23 protein-coding genes are annotated in these 20195 nt (G+C 39.6%); 10 read left to right on the forward strand and 13 right to left on the reverse strand.

Features of this window, described 5'->3' with window-relative positions:
• Position 1: 1 nt before the first annotated feature.
• Positions 2-1201: a M20 metallopeptidase family protein gene (locus tag GJS40_RS08905; RefSeq protein ID WP_270897521.1), complete on the reverse strand. Its 1200-nt coding sequence runs from the start codon at positions 1199-1201 to the stop codon at positions 2-4.
• A gap of 208 nt (positions 1202-1409) precedes the next feature.
• Here GJS40_RS08905 and GJS40_RS08910 point away from each other — a divergent pair, with 208 nt between their 5' ends.
• A complete protein-coding gene (locus tag GJS40_RS08910) occupies positions 1410-3128 on the forward strand; it encodes a PucR family transcriptional regulator (protein WP_270897522.1) in 1719 nt (572 codons plus the stop codon).
• 21 nt (positions 3129-3149) lie between these two features.
• Here GJS40_RS08910 and kapB read toward each other — a convergent pair whose 3' ends face one another.
• On the reverse strand, positions 3150-3521 hold the full coding sequence (gene kapB / locus GJS40_RS08915) for a sporulation phosphorelay system protein KapB (protein WP_270897523.1): 372 nt from the start codon (positions 3519-3521) through the stop codon (positions 3150-3152).
• Positions 3522-3624: 103 nt separating this feature from the next.
• A complete protein-coding gene (locus GJS40_RS08920; protein ID WP_270897524.1) occupies positions 3625-4401 on the reverse strand; it encodes an NRDE family protein in 777 nt (258 codons plus the stop codon).
• A 138-nt stretch (positions 4402-4539) separates the two neighbouring features.
• Here GJS40_RS08920 and GJS40_RS08925 point away from each other — a divergent pair, with 138 nt between their 5' ends.
• The 4 genes from GJS40_RS08925 (at position 4540) to GJS40_RS08940 (ending at position 8567) form a co-directional block, all read left to right on the forward strand.
• Positions 4540-5565 carry a toxic anion resistance protein gene (locus GJS40_RS08925; RefSeq protein WP_270897525.1) on the forward strand — a complete coding sequence of 342 codons (1026 nt, stop codon included), beginning with the start codon at positions 4540-4542 and terminating at the stop codon, positions 5563-5565.
• A gap of 15 nt (positions 5566-5580) precedes the next feature.
• Entirely contained in the window at positions 5581-6492 is a 912-nt protein-coding gene (locus GJS40_RS08930) for a hypothetical protein (protein ID WP_270897526.1), read from the forward strand.
• A 19-nt stretch (positions 6493-6511) separates the two neighbouring features.
• Positions 6512-7459, forward strand: a complete 948-nt coding sequence (locus GJS40_RS08935; protein WP_270897527.1) for an MBL fold metallo-hydrolase — start codon at positions 6512-6514, stop codon at positions 7457-7459.
• A gap of 94 nt (positions 7460-7553) precedes the next feature.
• Entirely contained in the window at positions 7554-8567 is a 1014-nt protein-coding gene (locus tag GJS40_RS08940; protein ID WP_270897528.1) for a DUF2777 family protein, read from the forward strand.
• Positions 8568-8587: 20 nt separating this feature from the next.
• Here the strand turns inward: GJS40_RS08940 and GJS40_RS08945 are convergent, their stop codons facing one another.
• Genes GJS40_RS08945 through GJS40_RS08955 form a run of 3 tightly spaced genes read right to left on the reverse strand, consistent with a single transcriptional unit; the run spans position 8588 to position 11614 of the window.
• Entirely contained in the window at positions 8588-10000 is a 1413-nt protein-coding gene (locus tag GJS40_RS08945; protein WP_270897529.1) for a PH domain-containing protein, read from the reverse strand.
• Positions 9993-10478 (reverse strand): PH domain-containing protein, encoded by a 486-nt coding sequence (locus tag GJS40_RS08950; RefSeq protein WP_270897530.1) that lies wholly within the window; start codon positions 10476-10478, stop codon positions 9993-9995. The genes GJS40_RS08945 and GJS40_RS08950 overlap by 8 nt, the downstream gene beginning before the upstream one ends.
• Complete coding sequence (locus GJS40_RS08955; protein ID WP_270897531.1) at positions 10475-11614, reverse strand: conserved virulence factor C family protein; 1140 nt, start codon at positions 11612-11614, stop codon at positions 10475-10477. The genes GJS40_RS08950 and GJS40_RS08955 overlap by 4 nt, the downstream gene beginning before the upstream one ends.
• 163 nt (positions 11615-11777) lie before the next feature.
• Here GJS40_RS08955 and GJS40_RS08960 point away from each other — a divergent pair, with 163 nt between their 5' ends.
• Entirely contained in the window at positions 11778-12503 is a 726-nt protein-coding gene (locus GJS40_RS08960; RefSeq protein ID WP_270897532.1) for a metallophosphoesterase family protein, read from the forward strand.
• A gap of 337 nt (positions 12504-12840) precedes the next feature.
• Here GJS40_RS08960 and GJS40_RS08965 read toward each other — a convergent pair whose 3' ends face one another.
• The 4 genes from GJS40_RS08965 to ilvA are packed head-to-tail and all read right to left on the reverse strand — an operon-like array spanning position 12841 to position 15643.
• Entirely contained in the window at positions 12841-13263 is a 423-nt protein-coding gene (locus GJS40_RS08965) for a TlpA disulfide reductase family protein (RefSeq protein WP_270897533.1), read from the reverse strand.
• On the reverse strand, positions 13251-13604 hold the full coding sequence (locus tag GJS40_RS08970) for a thioredoxin family protein (protein ID WP_270897534.1): 354 nt from the start codon (positions 13602-13604) through the stop codon (positions 13251-13253). The genes GJS40_RS08965 and GJS40_RS08970 overlap by 13 nt, the downstream gene beginning before the upstream one ends.
• A complete protein-coding gene (locus GJS40_RS08975) occupies positions 13604-14380 on the reverse strand; it encodes a DUF3891 family protein (protein ID WP_270897535.1) in 777 nt (258 codons plus the stop codon). Before GJS40_RS08975 ends, GJS40_RS08970 begins: the two co-directional genes overlap by 1 nt.
• A 15-nt stretch (positions 14381-14395) precedes the next feature.
• Positions 14396-15643 carry a threonine ammonia-lyase IlvA gene (gene ilvA / locus GJS40_RS08980; protein ID WP_270897536.1) on the reverse strand — a complete coding sequence of 416 codons (1248 nt, stop codon included), beginning with the start codon at positions 15641-15643 and terminating at the stop codon, positions 14396-14398.
• Positions 15644-15850: 207 nt separating this feature from the next.
• On the opposite strand from ilvA, the gene GJS40_RS08985 reads away from it, so the two are divergent.
• The 3 genes from GJS40_RS08985 to GJS40_RS08995 all read left to right on the forward strand — a co-directional run bounded on the left by GJS40_RS08985 (position 15851) and on the right by GJS40_RS08995 (position 18168).
• Positions 15851-16024, forward strand: coding sequence for a hypothetical protein (locus GJS40_RS08985; RefSeq protein WP_270897537.1), 174 nt, complete (start codon positions 15851-15853; stop codon positions 16022-16024).
• 126 nt (positions 16025-16150) lie between these two features.
• Positions 16151-16462 (forward strand): phasin family protein, encoded by a 312-nt coding sequence (locus tag GJS40_RS08990; RefSeq protein WP_270897538.1) that lies wholly within the window; start codon positions 16151-16153, stop codon positions 16460-16462.
• Positions 16463-16491: 29 nt separating this feature from the next.
• On the forward strand, positions 16492-18168 hold the full coding sequence (locus GJS40_RS08995) for an ABC1 kinase family protein (RefSeq protein ID WP_270897539.1): 1677 nt from the start codon (positions 16492-16494) through the stop codon (positions 18166-18168).
• Between the two features lie 50 nt (positions 18169-18218).
• Here the strand turns inward: GJS40_RS08995 and GJS40_RS09000 are convergent, their stop codons facing one another.
• From GJS40_RS09000 to GJS40_RS09010, 3 genes are all read right to left on the reverse strand, one after another.
• The gene (locus GJS40_RS09000) at positions 18219-18569 is read right to left on the reverse strand and encodes a YppE family protein (protein WP_270897540.1); all 351 of its coding nucleotides are present in this window, start codon (positions 18567-18569) and stop codon (positions 18219-18221) included.
• A 23-nt stretch (positions 18570-18592) separates the two neighbouring features.
• Complete coding sequence (locus tag GJS40_RS09005; RefSeq protein WP_270897541.1) at positions 18593-19051, reverse strand: helix-turn-helix domain-containing protein; 459 nt, start codon at positions 19049-19051, stop codon at positions 18593-18595.
• A 134-nt stretch (positions 19052-19185) separates the two neighbouring features.
• Positions 19186-19428 carry an extracellular matrix/biofilm biosynthesis regulator RemA family protein gene (locus GJS40_RS09010; protein WP_377901948.1) on the reverse strand — a complete coding sequence of 81 codons (243 nt, stop codon included), beginning with the start codon at positions 19426-19428 and terminating at the stop codon, positions 19186-19188.
• Between the two features lie 156 nt (positions 19429-19584).
• On the opposite strand from GJS40_RS09010, the gene recU reads away from it, so the two are divergent.
• Positions 19585-20190 carry a Holliday junction resolvase RecU gene (recU, locus tag GJS40_RS09015; protein WP_270897543.1) on the forward strand — a complete coding sequence of 202 codons (606 nt, stop codon included), beginning with the start codon at positions 19585-19587 and terminating at the stop codon, positions 20188-20190.
• Positions 20191-20195: the final 5 nt, after the last annotated feature.

Below are 20195 nucleotides of genomic sequence, written 5' to 3' on the forward strand. Positions count from 1 at the left end.
CTTAAAAATGACTCAGATAACTTACAGTTGCATGAGATAAGATTGCTACAGCTTTTGGAAGCACTTCTTCATCTATATTAAAACGGGGCATGTGCAGTCCTCGCTTTTCTTTGTCAGGAAAGCCAGCCCCGATAAACATCATCGCGGCAGGAACTTTTTCTGCAATATAACCGAAATCTTCTCCGCCCAGTCCATACGGTTCTTCGTGAATCGTAAAGGTTGGATACAATGTTTCAATCGCTTGTTGAAGATGAAAAATTGCTTGTTCATCGTTGTATAATGCTGGTTCTCCTTTTGTGACCGTTAATTCATACGTACCGCCCATCGTTTCAACAATAGACAGCGCACGGCGAAGTTCATTTTCCAATTGTTTTCTCGTTTCTTGATCATAACTTCTCATCGTTCCTTGTATAAATACTTCTTTTGGAATAACATTTGTGCTCGCTCCTCCTTTTATTTCGCCAATGCTCACCACTGCTCTGGATAAAGGAGAAATGTTGCGACTTGTGATCCCTTGAATCATTTGTATGACAAAGGATGACATCCAAATCGGATCCGTTCCATGATGAGGATATGCACCGTGTCCACCCGTTCCTTTCACTTTTCCCTGGAAAGTATCTACATTTGCCATGCTTTCTTTCGGATGCAATTTTACGTGACCGACCGTCATATCTGGGTCCATATGAAGGGCAAAAGCAATTGCAACATCATCTAAAAGACCGCTATCAACAACATAGGAAGCACCAGACTTTCCAAACCTATCAGTAACTTCTTCCGCTGGTTGAAACAAAAATTTCATCGTTCCCCGAATATCTTTTTGTTGTGACAACAAGTAAGCACATCCTAATAAAATGGCAGTATGGGCATCGTGACCACAAGCATGCATGATGCCATCATACATGGACTTGTAAGGGATATCGTTCTCTTCTTGAATCGGAAGCGCATCCATATCGGCACGAAGTAATACTACCGGTCCCGGGCCATTTTCTAAGATACCAACGACACCTGTGTCTACCCCTGTTGCTTCTTTTCCCGAGAGAACTCGCATTCCTTCTATTTGGTTTAATCTTTCTTTTACAAATTGTGCCGTATTTTTTTCTTGAAAACTTAACTCCGGATGTTGATGTAAATACCTTCTCCATGCGACTAAGTGGGAATGTAATGCACGGGCTTTTGTCATTAGTGGAACTTCATATCTCAAGCGACCACCTCCTCATCCTATTGATGCTATTCCTTTCCCGCCTTCACATTAAACAAACGACAACTACTCTTATCATATGAAAATCCACACAAATAAACATTCATCAAGTTGTATGAACTTGAACTTATCTTTCACGACAGTTTGTAAAGTTTTGAAAATTGCTCATATGATATAATAAATAGAAAAAAATAGAAGGGAGAGAACGGACTTGCATGGGTTAACAGTGAGAGATGTTCTTCAACTTCCAATCATGAAAGAAGCCCAATGTCTCACACAGGCCGGTTTCCAAAACCCGGTTGAATGGGCCTCTATCGTTGAAACGGCCGGGAAAAATTTTGTGCGGAAAAATGAGTGTGTGCTAACTCTCGGTATCGCTTTTCAACACGATGAACAGAAATGTCTCGACTTTACGAAAGATGTCATTGCATCAGGAGCAGCGGCGCTCGTCATCGCCACAGGTCTTTACGTGCAAACCATCCCGAACTCTCTCATTGCTTTTTGCGAACGCCATCACTTTCCGTTAATTACAATTCCATGGTACGTGCGCTTTGCTGATGTGAGTCATGCAATTTCCGTTGCTTTAAATGAGAAGGAGAAAAAAATTGTTCAATCGTCCGATAAGGTAAGAAAAAAATTACTCGACTTTGTTTTAAATGGTGAAGGATTTCAGGCAATTGCTTCTTATGTAGAACAATCGTTGCAATTACCGACCATTGTGACAGATCGCCGAGGGGTGATCGTGACAACAAGTGCCCTCTCCCCTTCTTTCGCCGACCGATGGAATGCTCACTTACTGCGATACGGGGATCCTCTCTATTATGTGGAAGAACAAAAAAATACTGCTTCTCCTCCCCTTCATCATATGAACATGCACTGGATCGCAAGAGAACAATCCACTTTATTACAATTAACGATTCAAAGCGCTCGGGAAGTTTTAGGATTTCTTGTCATTGAATGGCCTCACCCGAAACAAGAACAAGGAGGGATCGAAGAAGAAACTTTTACCTTACTTGAACACGCGCTTACCTCTCTTGCGCTTTGTTTCCTCCATGACAAGACAGCCAAAGAAACCGAATTACGGCTCAAAGATGATTTCGTATGGAATTTAGCGCAAGGAAAGTATCATTCCCATAAAGAAGCAATTACGCGGGCCAAGTCCTTTGGTTACAGATTAAATATCCCGTATTTATGTATTGTCGCCACGATCGAAAATGGAGAAACTGTTTACGAACAGCAACAAAGAAAATATTTTTCCTTTGACGATTGGCTCGATCAATGGAGTAAAACGCTCGAACAAGAAGTGTATCTAGCCGGACGAACACTCCATATGCAAACGATGTCCACGTTTCAACATCACCAGTTAATCATTTTTTTGGAAGTCATGGCGAATAATCCGATGGAGTCTGCCTATCCATTCATCGAGTTATTCCAATATCGACTCCATCAAAAAAATCCCCATCTCTTACTTTCTTGGGGGATTGCAAAAACATGCGAAAAATATGCGTTCCATACAAGTTATGAAGAAGCGACGGCCGCTTTAGAATCAGGAAGAAGACATCATCATGCAGGGTTTATTCATACGTACGAAGATACCCAGCTCGACCGCGCGCTGCTTGCGCTATTAGAAAATGATGAGTTAAAAAAAATGACCGAAGTGCTGCTTGCACCATTATTAAAATATTCGGTCGAACGAAAAATTAATTTAATTCATACGTTTCAAGTGTATAGTCACCATAATTGTAACGTAAGTAAAACGGCGCGAGCACTTAATTTACACCGACAATCATTATCATATCGCCTGAGAAAAATTGAAAGTTTAACTGGATTAAAACTTGACCATGCCGATGATTTATTTTTAATGGAATTAGCCATTCGTCTTCATTCATTTCAACATGCAAATAAGTACCCATCATCCTCACCAACTTGACGTTGTTGGTGAGGATGATTTTTATTCGAAAGAATAATTCTCCACTACTTTCGCTAACGTTTCTAATGATTTCTTTCCGTAATCGTTATTCATCTTTTCTAATTCGTCTCGTAAAGCATTCACAGCTTCTTTCAAAGACTCCTCATATGGCGGAATTTCTCTATCATAAGGCTGTAACAATTGATTTGGAATCCACACTTTCTCTCGATAAGCAAGAGCTTTTCGTTCATGAAAATATACTCCCTCTACTTGTTTTGGATGATGAAGGTCTCCTTGATTCGGATGTTTTAAGACTGATAGCACTTCAAATAACGAGCGATCATTTTTATTATCTAACACTTTTCCGATATATCTTCCTGATTTATACGGCGCGACTTTAATTTGTTGTTCCATCTTCATGCCCCTCCCTATTGGCTATCATTGTAACAAAATTTTATTAATAATTAAATATGGTACGTGAAATTTTATAGTGGAGAGGAACGACTGCTGTCGTCCATTACTCCGCGGGAACCGCCCGCGTATTCCAAGTCATTTTCGTCCGAGGTCCCAAAGCGTTATTCTTTTCAAAGGTACGCTCTTCTATCGTTACTGTCCCGTTTTTTTCAAGTAGGAGGAACGTTTGAGAACGGGTGCCATAATATTCCATATGAATAAACAAAGAAGACAATTCTTTTTCGAGTTCTTCCCCTACCCCGGTATCCGGGAGCTCTTCCTTCTTCGCTTTTTCGCGATCTGACATAAAAGCGAAAAAATCGTCGGCACGAAAAGGCGCACGATTGGATATGAGCGAGGACAATCGTTCTTTAGCTTTCACTACTTTGGGCCATGGCGTATCTAAAGTGGCGTTACTTAATCCATAAACACCTGGCGCAAGGGGATGTTTTTCGATACGATCTTGATTAGTGACATAAAATAATTCTTTTTCATCGCCACATAACAGATTGTAACCTCCGTATCGTTCTCTTTCTTCGTTCATTCTCGCTAAAAATTCGTCCGGCTGATCTGTTTGTAAAAATCCTGTGACGATATCACCACGAGAACGTTCTTTTTCTTTTTCCATCGGATTTCTCACATTCGTCACGGCTGCAAACCGACCGGTAGAAGTGACTCCTAGCCACGTTCCTCCTTTTTCTAAGTCCCTCCCCCCAATGATATCTGCATCTTCCCAACGATGAAGCGACTTTGTTGGTCGATGACGTACTTCATCTCTATTCGCTACTAAGATGAGCGGATAATCTGGATGGACGTGATATGCAAACGTAATTAAACACATGGTTATCCCCTCACTTTATCTTTTTTCTCACTTTCAAAGTGTTGTTAAATACGAATCATGTTGAGAAATGCTATAATAGTAAATTATAAAGAACCATCGGTGAAATGGAAAGAAAAATGACCCAAAGGAGGAAGACATGTGAGAGAAGAACAAAATCAATCGGAAGCGGCGAAAGAAAAAGCTGAAAGTTATTTTCAGCAGTTTAAAGAGTTAAAAGATACCGATTCGCTTCTGTCCGCCCTTGGAAGTCTCGGTGAAGTGGAACAAGAGCGCGCAGGCGATTCATTAGCCGCTTTAAAGACACCCATTCGCGATATGCTTCATCAAAAAGATAATGAGTTACCTAATAAATTGCACGAATTAAAAGAAGTAGTTGGCGAGTTAGAACCTGACTTTTTAGAAGAAAGCAAATGGAGACAAGCACTAAATAAAATTTTACGCCGAAGTCCTATCGAGCAATATGCCCAAAAATATGAAACGGTGGAAGCACAGGTCGAAAATATTATTGAAGCGTTACTTGCCGGTAAAGATAAATTGCAAGAAGACAACATCATGTTAGAGCAATTAAAAGAAACCGCCAAAAAGCGCATTGCAGATTTAGAAGTACAAATTGAAACGGGTAAGACGTTAAACGAGATGTTAGAACAAGAAATGACAAAGGAAGAGTGGCGCGATCATCCAACTGCCCTTCAAAAAGGACAAGAAAAAGTAATTTCTCGTATTAAAAACATGACCCAAGCTGTCATGGTGTTGCAACAATCCCTTGCATCCGTCGATTTAATCCTTGACAATAACGAAAAGTTAGAAGAAGCTATCTTTAATGCGATCACCATGACGAAAAATATTATTACCGTGACAGCCTCCATTCAGCTTGCTCTCGGTAATCAACGAAAAGTGATTACCGCTGTGCAAAACGTCAATGAAACGACCGAAAATATGATTTTGAAAAACGCAGAAATGTTGAAAACCAATACAGAAGATACGTTGAAAACATTGGAAGAACCAGCTGTTGCGATTGAGACCTTTAAAAAAGCATATGAAGATGTTTACAGTGCGATCCAATTAACAGAAGAATCAAATGAACGAATCGTACAAACAGGAAAAAAATTCATTGCGGAATTAGATCAATTAAATGAACAGATGAAAAGAAAATTGTTAGAATGAAAATAGGTGATCTCTTTGGCTAAAGACTGGCTCACACATCCGTGGATTGAAAGATGGCTTCCAGATCACTTGCGACCAGTAGAAGATCATATTTTCACCGAGGCACATGGTCTTGATATCGTCATGGAAATTGAAAGCGCGCTTGACCGGTTAATTGAACATGCAGAACGGGTCAAACATGCCCAACAATTTAAAAAAAACGGGAAAACATTCCGCTTTCGTTTGAAAGTGAATAGAAAACGAATGAAAATGTTAGCTTACGAAACTCCGTCTTCCGAAGCAGCCATTAAAAAACGTATTGTAATAGACTATTTGCGGAAAGGAATCGACGCAAACAAAAGGAAAAACCGTTTAAAGGACGCAACGGTTCAATATTTAAAAAATGGACAAACGTACATCCGTAGTATTAAACATTCTTCTCACTTTCAAACCGTGTTTTACAAGCTTGAAATATTGGATGATGCCTTATTCGGAAGAGCAATCAGTGCCACTCCTCCATCTAGCACACCGGCCAAAAAAACGGAGTCAAAGGACGGGGAACACCCTTTCTCACTCGTTCACTCATTAGAGAACAAGCTAACGATGGAGTGGCAAACATTAGATGACATGTTAACGAACCGTTTAACGGAGCTATTGGAAGAAATGAAACGAGTGGAACCGGTCTATCATTACTTTGACATTGAAGAACGTTACATGATAAAAAGAATGCTACAACAAGACATTCCGTCTCTGATCGAAACGTATCTTTCTCTTTCCAAAAATCACCAACAAGAGCGTTTTGAGAAAGTATACGAAGCGCTTGTCCATATGGAAGTGACGATAAAAAAGCTTCGTCATGAAAGTGAACGCGTGAAAGTTGAAAAAATGGACCAATTGCTAAAATTAACAGAAAAAAGATACAGCCAAGATGCTTTGAAAGATAAATAGTAAAACTGGAGGTATTGATATGAGCGGAAGTAAATTAGAACTTATTACAGATAATATTTGGATTGCCGATGGTTTTGATTTGCACATGCCAAATCGTACCGGTACGTACATTTTTAACGAAGAAAAAGTCACTCTCATTGACACAGGACCAAGCATTTCCGTCCCTCATATTAAAAAAGCTATCACTAGTTTAGGGAAAAGTTTAGAAGACATTACATACGTCATTGTGACACACGTTCATCTTGATCATGCTGGCGGTGCAGGTCTTCTCTTACAAGAAGCACCAAACGCTAAACTAGTCGTGCATCCTCGTGGTGGAAAACATTTAATCGATCCAAGCCGTTTGACGCAAGGTGCAAGAGCAGTGTATGGGGAAGTATTTGATGATCTGTTTGAACCGGTCGTACCTGTTCCAGCAGAGAAAGTCATTCAAAAAGACCATGAAGAAACGTTAACATTACCTAGCGGACGCACCCTTGTCTTCCTTGATACACCTGGTCATGCGAAACATCATTTTAGTATTTTTGATAAACGAACCAACGGGATGTTTGTTGGAGATACGATTGGGGTTCATTACGTAGAAGCATGGAAACATGGGAGAGAAATCTATCTTCCTTCCACTTCCCCCAATCAATTTGATCCAGAAGCAATGACCAATTCTCTTTCCTCCATTTTGTCTTACAAGCCATCTCGCATTTTTTTCGGACATTACAGCGCAAGTAGCAACGTGGAAAATGTGCGGAAACAAATATCTTATTGGCTTCCTATTTTCGTTGAGAAAGGAAAAGAAATACAGCAACAAGGTCGCAACCATGAAGATTTAGCAAAGGAACTAATCAAAGAAATTAAAGCCTATTACAAAATAAACCACGTGGAAGAAGATGACTTGTTAATGAAAGCAATTTCCAGCGATATGCTCATATGTTCGATGGGGATTCTTGATTACTTAGCCAAGCAACGTGCGTGAATGTATTGTTTTTTTATCCTCTCATTCTTTATAATGAAAAGAGTTAAAATGCATCTAGAAGTAATAGCGAAAATATTTTAAAGTGAGGGTTTCCATGAATCGTACGGAAGCAAAAAAACATATCGGTCATACGGTCATTGTAGACAAAGGAAAAGAAGGGGTATATTATGGACGTTTAGAAGAAGTGAATACCCCTCCTAGAAAAATTTGGACAGGAAAAGTACACATTCAAGGAGTGGTACATGTACCTCATATTGATGCGGTCGATTCACTACAAGAGATAAAACATACAGATCAGATCGTAAGCGGTAGTCAGATTCATGCAACAGATCATTTTTTAGAAGATCTCACCTATGAGGAATCTGTTTTACGAGCAATAGAAACGAAAATCCAACATTTGTACGACCAAACGATGGATGAAATAGAAGAAGCAGAAGAATGGTTAAAAATCAGCATGCAATACGGAACGCTTGCATCACCTTTTCAAGAGCTAACTCTTCAAAGCATGACGGAAAAAAGAGAAGAAATTGAAGAGCCATACACATATTACCGCCTTCTCTCAGATGACGATATCGTGTTTTTATTGGAACCTAGAAGTGGAGAAACACTTGTGTTGGAAGGTTGTCCTTTTGAATTTGAAGTCTATCATAAAGACAAAGGATGGGTGAGTGTTCATTATAAAAACGATTTACAATTCATTGATAAGAAAGGAAAGACTTACGAACTCGAGCTAAATGATTGGGTTCGTATCCATCAAAAACAATTCGAACCGTTTACGATGATGTTAAATGAATTAGAAGTACCCGCAAAGAAAAGTTTACTGTATGAGTTAAAAAAGTTTGGTTTCGATCCTTCTCATGTTGTCTACTGTCACAATCGTCTTCTCCTTGAATTGCTAGCTGCCGAAGGAACGACGACGTTCCGTGGTGTGAATTTCATCACGTTACAAAACCAAACGGAAACGTTACATGTACAACATCACTATGAACGAATTCTGTATCCAAAGCGGGAGGATTATGTGTACGATCGCTTTGAATGCACAACGGACACAGGGAAACGGTCCATCGCTACCTACACGAACTCATACACAAAAGATAAAAAACAATAGCGAAATGGCGAACCATCTCGCTATTGTTTTTTTCTATACCATTGAAATGGATCTTTTGCTGACATTCGTTCCATATCCTTTAAACGAAACATTCGTCCTCCACTGGAAGTAAGAATCCTCATCTCTAACGTATACAATTCCTTTCGTTTTTGAAAAAATGTTTGCGAAAGGGACATGGACTGGATATAACGACGTGGTAATATACTGACACTAAGTTGGAAGTTGCGATTTTGTACGACCGCGCGATCATTGAACAACTCATACCCGGAATCCTTATAGCGACGATATCCAAGATACATAAACAAAAACGGAACAACTATATAAAAATAACCATTTGGAAGCCAGAAAGCAATTGGAACGAGCAGCCACGGGATAATCGAGGTGCGAAAAATGTATCGCTCCCTTGCTCGTTTTGGAAGTCGTACGATTGTTTCTGGCATTGTCGCTTCCGGAATGAGTTGTCTCATCAATGTTTGTGCTTCTTCTTTACTCCCAAGAGGAAGAAGTAAGGTCGATAACATCTCTTCTTCTTTTCCCCCGCCGGCGCTATCAACATAAATGCTCCACCAACCAAATATTTGTCGAAGCGGATGGGTCAAGTAACGCACACTCGTTATTCGCTCCAAAGACAACGTTAATTCGCGCTTTTCCAATAAACCTCGCGTAATCGTTATTTTATTCTCACGTTTCGTAATGGTAAAATTTCCATATTTTATTACTGTTAACAAGACCGAGACGAGCCAAGTAATCAAAAGAAGGAAGAGGGCAATCACAAGGATCAGTGTCATCCCTAAAGCCATCATCATTCCAGCCGTTCTTTCATAAAAATCATCAGAAATAAACTGATCCACTTGGGTTAAAAAGGCTGCTCCGGCAGATACGACAATTCCGATTTTACCAGAGGTAAGACCAGCAAGGAAGATGTTTTTCGTCGGTACCCGATATGTCCACTCCTCTCTTCCTTCTTCACCGTCTTCTTCCGACTTTTGTAAAAAATTTTCGTCATGGAAATAGCGACGAATTTTCTCTGCCTCACCTTGACCGATGGCCGGAAACACCGCTTCTGCTTCCAATCCTCCTCCAGCGGTTTCAATACTTAATTTTCCGACGCGAAATAAGCGATGTAACACACTGGAGGTCATATCAACCGATTGGACTCGTTCTTTTTTGATATAGCGATTCTTTTTAATAAACACACCTTGTTTTACAATCAATTGGTGATCATCAAGGCGATAGCGAAAAAACAACCAATAAAAAACACTGTGAAGAAGAAGAATGGTGATCAAAAACGGAAACAGCCAGCGTGTAAATGTCATCGTTGGATTCGTTCCACCCGCAAACAAACTAATGATTAGGGGAACAATAAATTCTTTGATTCGAGACAAAAACATAAACAAAAGAGCGATTACAGGAAGTCTGCTCCAATCATTCATCCTCTTCATCCATCCCAACTAAAGTTGCAATTTTATCCCGCAACGATTGTGCCGTCTCTTCCGTTAATGCAGGGATTTCATGGACGCCGGCTGCGGTAGATATCGTCACCGCTCGTAAGCCAAACTTTTTATAAATGGGCCCTTGTTCCGTGTCAACGTGTTGTACCCGATTCATCGGGATCACCGTATGTTTTTCGATAAAAATTCCTCTCAACAGTTCAATTTCTTTCTCATACACGGCATAGCGCCATTTTCTCCACTTCCACTGAGGAAAAATAACGACATGCCAAAAAGAAAACAACAAAAGAAGGATAACGCCAATCCACGGAAGATAAAGGGGCCACGCAAAACGTAGCGTGAAGATAAACAAGACGACAACAAGGACGAGTAACACACATATTTCTAACGCTGCTTTTATTCTCCACACAGAAAGAGCTTTTTTGGAGATCCGTTCCGATGGTAAGTCACGCACTGTCACGATTCCTTTCCTTGTCTGCTTTCTTCTAAATGCTCTGTCATTTGCTTCCAAACTGAACCTTTTGCTTCTTCACCACGTTCTATTCGCTCTAACGCTAATTTCGCTTGCATGGCCACTTCAAATTCTGGGTCGTTTGCGGCTTTCTTTAAAGCAGGTATTGCCGATTCATCTCCTACTTCATATAAAAACATGGCAGCACGCCAGCGAACGAGCTTATTTTTGTCGTTTAACGCTTCGATCATATCAGGAATCCCTCGTGGATCTCCTAAATCGGAGTAACAATCTCCTGCAGTTCTCCGGACGGTGACCGACGGATCTTGTAATGCTTTTCGTAAGAGTGGAAGAACAACTGGTTTTTCAATCATTCCTAAATAAACAACTGCTAATCTTCGTATCGACGATTTTTCGTCTTCAAGGGCTTTCTCCAGTAACGGTAAGTCATCTTCTGTTGGATCCAACTGTTCTAACAACGCGTATCGTTCTCTCCAATCTGGTTGGTCGAACATCTCCAAAGTGACTTTCTTAAAGCGTTTCTCTGTCTTACGCGCGTCTTCGCCTTTTTCTGCGAGTTTCACTAAACGTTCTAAGCGATCTTCCGGGTAAGCTGCAGCAATTTCCTCTTTGACTTCCTCCCCGATTTCTTTCAAATCACTACCATAGCGAACACCGGCTTCTTTCCATTTTCGTTCCATCACAATATTTCCACCAAATTTTTCTGCTTGGAAAACTGCCGTTTGAAATCGTTCCGGTAATCCTTGGCGAAATTCTTCCTCGCCAGAAACGACTTTTACTTGCATTGGAATGGAGCGAAACATTTGAATAAACACTTGTACTTCTCCAAAAGCTTCTTCTGTTATAGGACTACTGGTACTTTCCGTTTCTTCTCCAAATAAAGAACGCACTTCTTGTAAGAGGCTCTGCCACTGTGCTTTAGGATGCCTTTCAATGGCCATAAAGTCAGCGACATGATAAACCCCCTTTACACCTTCTATATCTAAAATCGCTTGGATAAGGGCTGGTGCTTCCTCTTTATTCTTCATTGTGTAATTGTTTCTTTTTCCTGAAGGAAGTACTTTATCTAAAGTGATTTTCATCGTATTTGGGCTCGGTGTCGGTTCAATAGCGACAATTTTCATCGCCATCACTCCTTCCTTTTCTCTTTTCCGATCTTCTTTTACTTGTGATTGTATCATATTCAATAACAGTTCGCGTTAGATGAGTTCTGGAAAATGATTGAGAAAGCATTCATTCTTTTCTGAAATATTGTATAATAGAGAATGGACAAAGGGGGGATTCAACGTGCAAATTGCGTTACTATCAGATATTCACGGGAATGCTCGGGCGTTAAAAGCCGTGTTAAAAGATATACGAGATAAAAATATCCGGCACGTCTATATTCTTGGTGACCTTTGTTATCGAGGGCCCGAGCCGAAAAACACTTTAGAGACGATTCGTTCGATTCCGGCGAAAGTATTAAAAGGAAATGCGGATGAATGGATCGTGCGAGGAATCCAAAAAGGAGAAGCGCCAGAACATTTATTGCCTTTAATGAGACAAGAACGTGAATGGGCATTAGAGCGATTAACTTCGGACGATATTCACTATCTTGAAAACTTACCAGAGTCGTTTTATGAAAAGTTCACCGATCATGTGACAATGCATGCCTTTCACGCAACACCACGTAGCTTATTTGAAACAGTGTTATCTTCTGCCTCCGATGAAGAATTAGAACAGCTCGTAACGAACAGTGACGCAAATGTCATTGTATACGGTCACATTCACACGCCGTTTATCCGCAAAGTAAATGGACGTACGTTTATTAATACCGGGAGCGTCGGACTTCCTTTTGATGGAGATCCTCGACCTTCTTATGCCTTACTAACAATTGAAGAACAATCCGTTACAGCTTCCATTGAGCGTGTTTCCTACGATATTAGTAAAGTGGTTCGACAGTATGAAGCAAACGATTATCCCAATAGTGATCAAATGAAAAGCATTTTACAAAACGGAAGACAACCGTCTTAACAATAAACGATTGTGGTTGGGACATAACGAAATCATTCCAATCAAAATACGAACAATGATTACCGCTTCGGCAGAATACTTCGCTTCCGCGGACACGGCCTCCCGCGGGAAACCACCGCTCTTTGGGTCTTCCGACGCACAGGACGTGTGAGTAGCGGACGTTGCGACAAGACGTCGCGGTTTTAGTCCGTCTCCATTTACCCTACACGCAGAAGTCTGCGCATTCTGCCTACGCTAGTATAGGTTAACTGCTCTAAAAAAGAAAATCCGAGCTAATGGATAGTTCGGATTTCTTTATGAGTCATATACTTTTGTCTCAGCCTCATTTCACACACGTTTACGTATTTATGACCTGATTGACCCCTTCCATTATTTCTATAAAAGTGGCTTTTTCTCCGTAGGAATGAACAATTTCCAGTCGTTCATTTAAAATAAACGTAGAAGGAACCCCTTCACAACCGTACGCATCGTATGTTTTTCTCCCTTCATCCATTACGACTGGAAAAGTAAAACCGTTCTTTTCAATAAACTTCTGTGGACTGTTTGCTTCACGTTCTCTTCCGATCACATTAATCATGAGCATTTTCAGTCGATTTGGATCCATATGCTCGTACAATGCTTGTTTTTTCATTAAATCGAAAGCGGAGTCCGGACACCAAGAAGTCCAAAATGTGAGAAGAATGGGCGTTCCTTTCAAATCTTCCAAATGAACGATGTGATCGTTGTTCATCTCTTTTAATGAGAATTTCATCGCTTGCATCCATTGCCCTCCTTTCTATCTGCTTCGCTCAGGTGTAAAAAAGAATCTAGTCGCATCATAAGAGAAGGGACAGAATGAAAAGCGTAAATTTTTTTAACCACTTTTCCATCCTGGCACACGTGTAAGGCAGGAATACTTGTTACTTGATACGTGTGTACGTATGCAGGTAAAAGATTTACATTCCCTTTTACAAACGGAATGGATGGATACAATTTTTCGAGTACCTCCACCATTCGTTCCGCCAATTGACACGTTCCACAAAAAGGAGAATATAAAAACAAAACGAAAGAGTTTTGGCTTGACATCTCTTCCTTTAACTCTTCCTCACTTTTTTCTTCCATTACAACGCCTCCTTCCTTGAAGAGACGAGTTGAAACGCCCGCTTTTCTTTTTTTCTTTCCCGAAAAGCACTGTGAAAGGAATCTTGTTGTATCGTTTTTTTATCGATGTGGGCTGTTTCTATTGTCACGTGTATTCCGCTTCTCTGAAAGGGAAACGGTTCTAGTTGAATCGTATCCGCTGATACAAATGACGCAATGATCATTTGTTCGTTTAAAAAAGGAAACGTATGACGAAAACCGTGTCGAAACCAAGAAATCTCTTCTTCTTTCGTTGCGCCAGGCTGATTCATACACATATATAAAGAAATATCATCCATCCATTGCAGTAATTTGAAATGTTGCTCTTCTTCCTCTAAAGGAATAGGCACTTTCTTTCTTAATAACTGTTGTCTTTCTTTTTCTCTTTTTACAAATTGTTGCGCGAATGTGGAGGTCGGATGTGGAAAAAAAGACACATAATGTCTGCTCGATAACAATCCACAATAAACATGCTCTTTCGTTGATTCATCAATTCCGCGTTCGTACGCCTTCAATTTCTCTTTTTCCGGATAGTCAATAAAAGAATAAGGCCGATTTTCTAACTCATTCCACTTTGGGTTTCGGTCTAACGAGATCCAAGCACGATCATGATAACGAATGGCATGGTACAACACTTCCCTGAGCGATGAGCTTTCTATTTCCGGATCTTTCCATTCGAGAAATAATAGACCACTAATTCGAGCGTGTTCGTGTTGGTCAATCCATTCGAAGTAATCACCACGGTCATTGACAATCATCCAAACCTCACCTCCCTAGATGAGAAAGTGAAATAAACTCTCTTCTTTATTAATTTCTTGATAATGAAATCCTTTTTTCTCCATTCGCTCAATTAAAAGTTTATAATCATTTGGATCAATGAGCTCGATTCCAACTAAAGCAGGGCCATTCGGCTTATTGTTCTTTTTATTGTATTCAAAGCGCGTAATATCATCATTCGGTCCAAGCACTTCATGGAGAAATTCCCGCAATGCTCCTGCCCGTTGAGGAAAATCGACAATAAAATAATGTTGAAGGCCTTCATATTGTAGAGACCGCTCCGTCATTTCTTCCATGCGACCGATGTCATTATTTCCTCCACTAATCACGCAAACAACCGTCTTCCCCTTTATTTCTTCTTTATAAAAATCAAGAGCAGAGATTGGCATCGCTCCTGCTGGTTCCGCCACAATGGCATTTTCATTATATAACTCTAAAATTGTCGTACATATTTTTCCTTCAGGTACGAGACATATATCATCCAAAATCGTTTGGCAAACTTCAAACGTTAAATCCCCCACTCGCTGCACCGCTGCACCGTCAACAAACTTATCAATTTTCTTTAATTCTACCACTTCTTTCTTTTCAAGAGACGCTTTCATTCCCGGTGCGCCTGCAGGTTCCGCTCCAATAATTTTTGTCGATGGAGAGATGGATTTGATATACGTACCAACGCCAGATAACAATCCCCCTCCTCCGATCGAACAAAAGAGATAATCAATGGGAGTTTCAATATCATTCATAATCTCTAACCCAACCGTCCCTTGTCCAGCAATAATTTTCTCATTGTCAAAGGGATGGATAAACGCCATGTTGTGTTTTTCACAATAAGATATCGCTTCATGATAAGAATCATCAAAAGTATCTCCGGTTAAAATGACATCCACATACTCTCGTCCAAAGGAGCGAACTTTATTCACTTTTTGCCTTGGCGTCGTTGTCGGCATAAAAATTTTTCCGTATATTTTAAGAGCCTTACAAGAATATGCCACCCCTTGGGCATGATTGCCTGCACTTGCACAAACAACGCCATTTTTTAACTGATCGTCCTCCAAACTGTGCATTAAATGATAAGCACCCCGAATTTTAAAGGAGCGAACTACTTGAAGATCTTCCCTTTTTAAGTACACATTTGCTTCATATCTTTCTGAAAGCTCTTCATTTTTTTGCAGAGGTGTATGGGTCACTACATCTTTTAACGTTTGATTTGCGATTATGATATCCTCAATTGGTATCTTACTCATTTAGACTTTCCTTTCTATTTCTAAAACTTCCACTGTTCGCACGAAAAAAGTTCGCTTTAAGACAGTTTTCATGGAACCCATTATACCACAGGAATCGTCATCCATTCACACGCATTGATTATTTTAAGAACAAATTATATAATGATGGCGGAACGAATACAATCCATTCTTGTTGTTACATACTATCATAAAAAGAGGGGGATTCAGATGAAAAAATGGGGCATCTTTCTACTGATGGCACTCTTTGCTCTCTTCCCTTCCACCGCATTTGCAGCGGAAGCTACCTGGAGCGATGCAGAGCCGCTTTTCCTTGTCGTTCTTTCTATCATTTCCATTGTGTCTCTCATATATTTTATTTTTTCTATGATTCGAAATCATTAATTCATTTTTGGGCTGTCTCTGACGGCCCTTCTTTATTTTGAAACACAACTCGCATAAGAACAAATGATGTGTTCCAGAGAATACTTTGGTAAAATAACGAGTAGAAAGATAAAGGAGGTAAGAAAAATGAATGAAATGTTAAAAAGAGGATTTCTCCTTGGGATTGGTGCAGCTGCATACAGTAAGGAAAAAATCCAAACATATGTAGATAACCTCGTTTCACGCGGTAAAATAACCCCTCGAGAAGCAGAAGAATGGAAAGAAGAACTCATCCAAAAAGGGCTTGAAACGGAAGAAGAATGGTCCCAACAAACGAAAGAGCGAATAGAACGGACATTAAAAGAGCTAGGTTTTGCTACCGAAAAAGATATTCACCGAATTGAAGAGCGATTAGCAGAAATCGAACGAAAATTAGAGGAACAACCACCTTCAAATTAAAGAGTCTTTGAGGAAGAAAGGAATAAAGTATGGCACTTAAACAAGGGTTGAAACATGCTAATCGTTATCGAAAAATCGTCACAACATTGGCAAGGCACGGTTTTGGCTACGTATTGGAAGAAGTGGGACTCTTTCATATTTTATCACTACCTAAACGCATCGCCACCGCAACGGAAGAGTTCCAAGTTCATTCGATTGGAAAGCGAATCCGACGAGTCTTGGAAGAACTCGGTCCAACCTATATTAAACTTGGTCAATTAGTTAGTACGCGAAAAGATTTGTTCCCTCCTCAAATCATTGAAGAGTTGGAAAAACTTCAAGATGAAGTAGAACCTTTTTCATTCGACATCGTCAAAGAAACGATTGAATCGGATTTAGATGATACAATCGATGAACTTTTTTTACATTTTGATAAAGAACCTTTAGCTGCTGCCTCCATCGGTCAAGTCCACGTTGCAACTCTTCCCGATCATACCAAAGTAGCCGTCAAAGTGTTGCGTCCAAATATTAGAGAAGACGTTGAGCGGGATATTGACATCCTTCGAGATTTAGCCAAGCTGCTCACGCAACGGTTTTCGTGGGCAAAATATTATCAATTACAAGACATTGTCGAAGAATATGTGGAAGCGATTCGCGATGAAATTGATTATTATATTGAAGCAAGAAATACAGAAAAAATGCGAAACAATATGACGGAAGTTCCCAATGTGTTCATTCCTGAAACGATTGACGGGTATTGCAGTCGACGAGTGTTAACGATGTCATTTGTCGAAGGGCTTAAAATAGCCGAAGTCGAAGAACAATATACATCGGAAGAAAAGAAACGATTAGCTCGCACGTTAATTGATGCTTTTTTACATCAAGTATTAATGGATGGTTATTTTCATAGCGATCCTCATCCGGGCAATCTCTTATTTGTGAACAAAGGAAAAGTGGCGTTTATCGATTTTGGGCAAGTGGGACGTTTAAATAAAAGGATGCGAAAACAGTTTATCGATTTTGTGATTGCGCTAATAAGATATGATGCCTATCAAGTAGCCCAAGTGATTCGGGAAATGGCTCACGTTCCCGACACGATTGACAATGAGCAATTTGCTGAAGATGTAGAATATTTATTAAGTAAATATTATGATCGGTCTTTTCAAGATGTACGTTTCGGGGAAGCCGTGAATGATATTTTTTTTACGGCTCACCGTTATGACATACAAATATATAAAGAATACGCAATGCTTGCAAAAGCGATTATTACGTTAGAAAGTGTTGTTGAACATTTAGATCCACACATTAGCATCTTAGAAATTGCTGAGCCATATGGACGTATTCTTGCAAAAGAACGATGGCACCCGAAATCAAAAATAAAAGAATGGATCGAAGAAGGGAATAAACAGAAAGAATATTTATTAGATCTCCCGCGCGAACTTCGAGATGTGCTTGCCAAAATAAATAAAGAACGAATTGGCATTGAACTCAATATGCCGAAAGTATCGATTTTCTTAAATAAATTAGATCGAATTAGCAATCGCTTGTCTTTTAGTGTCATCTTACTTGCTTTCAGTATCATTATGGTTGGTTTAATTATCGGTTCTACCTTTGGCGATTCAACTTCCCTTCTCGTTCGTCTTCCTGTTATTGAAATAAGTTTTATTGTTTCGTTTTTGATGTTTTTATGGCTACTTTATGCCATTTTTAAATCAGGAAGGTTTTAGCCATAGGGATGGCTGTTTTTTAAGCCACCCCTGTTTTTTTGTCACGTCTTTCATTCTTTCAAGATGCCTTCTAAAATATAGTCAATTGACTGAATCATTTCGTGAAAACGTTTCTTTTTTGTATCTGTTTGAAATGCCAGTACGGAGGCATATAATATATTGTCATACGTATCTTGAATTTGTTTTACGTAGAAATATTTCGGGTGAGATTGAATGATCCATTGTTCCGCTAACTCTTTCCATTCATCTGCATGTTTTTTTACTTCATCAGCAAAAGGTTTTACTTCGGTATAAAAGTCGGGGGATTGGTTTTTCTTCATCGTCTCTTCATAGATTTGTAATGCTTCTTGATTCAACTGTTGTAATTGTTTTGTTTTTTCACGTAAACGTTCCACATCCATCGTCTCTCCCCCATTTCTTCATGTTACAACGAAAATAAATTAGCAAGAAAAGGCTTCTCTTTTGGTTGTTTTGCCTCTTTATTTGTTGACTTTTCACTTTCCCATTTTACCATTTGTGCTTCTATTTTTTGGAGACGTGATTGAATGTCACGAACCGTTTTCCGATGCTCCACCAGTTGAAAAGTGACAATATCATCAGCTTTATTCGAAACAATGGCCTCCAAAATTTTTATTTTCTCTTCCATTTTCGCTAGTCTTTCTTCCACATATTGGGCAGATACGGGAGGTTCTTCCTTAGGCTTTGCTGCTTTCTCATTTTGAATGTCTCGCAATTGGGACAGTTCTGTTTCAGTAAATAAATAATGACCGTTTTCATTTAATTCATATGGAATGTGATATTTCTTCACCCAATTTAACACAGTGCTCGGAGAAACACCTAATGCCTTTGCCACTTCTTTTGTTTTTAACCGTTCAGTCGTCACGTGTATACTCCTCCTTCTCAAATCGTATATATCACTTCTTACTAATATAGAAAAAGCCCTTCTCACTTGACAAAACTAGTGATATATCGAATAAGAAAGAGGATTTTAGCAACAATTCTACACGTTCTACGTTTTTAGTTATGTAATCGTTCGGCGACTGTTTCTGGAGGAATCGCTGATAAAAGGACATGTGCACTATCAATAATAATAATGCTCCTTGTTTTTCGCCCATTGGTGACATCAATCAGTCTATTTTGTTTACGTGCTTCTTGAATGATTCGCTTTGTTGGCAAGGAGTCGGCACTTACAATTGTGGTAATACGCCCGGAAGGAATCATATTACCAAAGCCAAGGTTGATCGATTTTTCAGCCAACATCACCCCTCCTTTGTTAGCTTCTATCATATCATTTCACTTCCCTTTTTTTAAAGTCATCAATGATTTGAGAGATCGCTGCGCGGGATAAATCCACCATCTTTCCTCTTTTTATGTTAATATGAAATGATGAGAAGAGGAAGAAAGGGGAATGATACGTTGACATTTCACTATCCAAACGGAAAAAAATATACACCAAATATCACGAAAGCAAATAAAAACCGCTCCTCTTTTCCAGCGATTACCCATGGAAAGAGAGGAATGACATTAGAAGAAGACATTAATGAATCGAACAAATATTATCGCGCAACGAATCAAGCGATTATTCATAAAAAACCGACGCCTATTCAAGTCGTTTCGGTTGATTATCCGCAAAGAAGCAGCGCAAAAATTACGGAAGCCTATTTTAAACAACCATCAACGACGGACTACAACGGCATTTATCGAGGAAAATATATCGATTTTGAAGCAAAAGAAACGAAAAACAAAACGTCGATTCCGCTCAATAACTTTCACACCCATCAAGTAGAACATATGCAAGCCGTTCATGAACACGGGGGAATCTCGTTTCTTATTGTCCGATTTTCCACGTTACAACGTACATATTTATATGATGTTACGCACTTTGTACCGTGGTTTTTTCAACATCAGAGAAAATCTATTCCTTTGAAAGCCATTGAATCGGAGGGTTATTTGATTCCAGAAAGTTATGCTCCGCGTCTTCACTATTTACAAGTAGTTGAAGATGTCTACTTTCACCAATAGCTATA

The organism is Aliibacillus thermotolerans, assembly GCF_027853235.1.
Classification (GTDB): domain Bacteria; phylum Bacillota; class Bacilli; order Bacillales; family Marinococcaceae; genus Aliibacillus; species Aliibacillus thermotolerans.